The organism is Candidatus Frankia nodulisporulans (genome assembly GCF_902806475.1).
Taxonomy (GTDB): domain Bacteria; phylum Actinomycetota; class Actinomycetes; order Frankiales; family Frankiaceae; genus Frankia; species Frankia umida.
The window spans coordinates 1-2,016 of the sequence record NZ_CADCWS010000433.1 but is presented as its reverse complement, the minus strand read 5'-3'; the positions used below and the strand labels follow the sequence as shown (position 1 = coordinate 2,016).

Sequence of the window (2,016 nt, the reverse complement as noted above, 5' to 3'; positions counted from 1 at the left end):
CCCCACCGCTCGCGTCACCGCGGCGGCGGACGTCGCCGGTGTCGGGGGCGCGGCCGAAGCAGGAGACGCTGCCGGGGCTGGAGCTGGAGTCGGAATCGGGGCCGGAGCCCTCGGGTCGCTCCGCAGGGGTCCGATGATGATCCCGATGCCTGGTTGAGTAGCCTGTTACGCGCTCGATGGCAACCTCCCTCGCACGAATTTTGCCGGCATGCCGTTTGTGCACTTATCTGTGCTTAACGTAAAACGGGTGCTACGATTCGCTCGATCTAACCAAGTCGGGGAAGGGGACGCTCGTGACAGTGGACGTGTCGGCCCCAAGTCGCGTGCAGACGGTACTGCCGCGGGCACTCGCCCGGCTGCGCGCTTCATCGGGAGCCCATCTCACATTCGGTGGAATAGTTGCACCGCATTCCGGCCGATTGACCGTCACCAACGTGGACGGGCCAGCACCGAGCGGTCTGCTCGGTGCCTCCGTCCCACCGGGTACGGGAATCGGCGGTCAGGTGGTGCGACACAGTCGCCCGGTCGTCATCAACGACCCGGCGGCGACGAGAAGGGTTCTTCGCTCGACTGCCGTTCCGTTCGAGGGCAGTGAGTTCGGAGCAATTCTCGCGGTTCCGGTCAGCATGGGGGGCGCGGTTGTGGCCGTGCTCTATGGAGCCATGCGGACAGAGGTTCCGTTCACCGAGGCCGCCGTTCGTGCGGCCATTGCGACGGCTCGTCTGATGGAACGTGAGCTGGGTGTAGCTGCCACACACGGGGATGCGATGGCGCAGGCGATGCCGCCAGGGCTTCGTCCGCTCACCGCCGCACGCCCGGTGGGCGCGGTACCGCTGCCGCGCTCACCCGGTCAGCCGCAGGAAAGTCTGCGCCTGGCCTATCGGGAGCTACAGGAGGTCACCGAGCACGTGGCCGACCCGCTGCTTCGGGGTCGGATCGGCGGCGTCTCGGAGCTGCTGCGTGGCCTGCTCGATCAGGACACGAAGGTCGGCGGTCGACTCGCGCTCACTCCGCGTGAGCTCGAGGTGTTGTCACAGGTGGCACTTGGCCTGTCCAACGTCGAGACCGCCCGGCGGCTGACGGTCTCACCGGAGACGGTGAAGGCCTATCTCCGCAGCATCATGCGCAAGCTGGGCGTTCGCAACCGCACGGCCGCCGTGCACGCCGCGCGCCAGCTGGGCATGCTGCCCTGACAGCGGCTCGGCCGCTGCTGGGCGGGCCAGCCGTGACAGGCTGATCTGCCAGACCGGCCATCACCAGCCGTGATCGATGGGTTGATCAACGGATTGGTGGAGAGCGGACACAACGGTGTGGAGCCGGCGGGGCGCGCCCCGCGCATTCGGGTGCCGGACCAAAGCTGTTCCGACATCCGAACGCGCGGGTTCGAGTCACGCCGGCCACCCGCCTCCGTACGACTCCCAGTCCGCTACCTGATCCAACCCGCTACCTGACCCAACCCGGTACCTGACCCAGGACGTACGTGCACCACGACGTACGTGACCCAGGACGTACATGACCCAGCCCGGTTCCGTGCCCGCTCTTACGCACGGTGTCCGTTCGAGGCTGGCGTCCCTCTCGCTACCAGGCCCGCCGCTCGGATGACCTCGGTGTCCGTGCCGCCGCGGGCCGACCGGCCCGCCGTGGTGCCCGCCGTCCGGCTCAGCTGGCCCGGTCGCGACGATGACTGTGGCCCGTCGATGGCGGCGTCGGGCGGCACGCGGTGACCCGCGGACGCGCGGGAGATCAGTGAAGTGCCGGGGGTACCGCACGGCCAGGGCCGTTACGCCCCCGGAGTGGACAAGCACGGGGCCGGTGCGACCCGCTCCGCCGCACCGACCCCGCTGTCCTCCCCACGCCGCGGCGCGCATTCGCCGGCGGCGCGGGGACGTCCCGTTCGTCGGCGGGAACCGATGAAGTTCCTGCGCCGACGCTGTTCCGGAAGTTCCCGCGGGATTTCCGGAAGGATTCGACCGGGCCATTCGCCGGATTACAGTCGAGACTTTCGACATCTGGCCC

The 2,016-nt window shown here is 68.8% G+C and carries 1 protein-coding gene; it reads left to right on the top strand.

The genetic code is table 11. The annotated features are described in order from the left end of the window. Positions 1 to 293 precede the first annotated feature (293 nt). The gene (locus G6R24_RS20530; RefSeq protein ID WP_163550777.1) at positions 294 to 1,193 is read left to right on the top strand and encodes a LuxR C-terminal-related transcriptional regulator; all 900 of its coding nucleotides are present in this window, start codon (positions 294 to 296) and stop codon (positions 1,191 to 1,193) included. Positions 1,194 to 2,016: the final 823 nt, after the last annotated feature.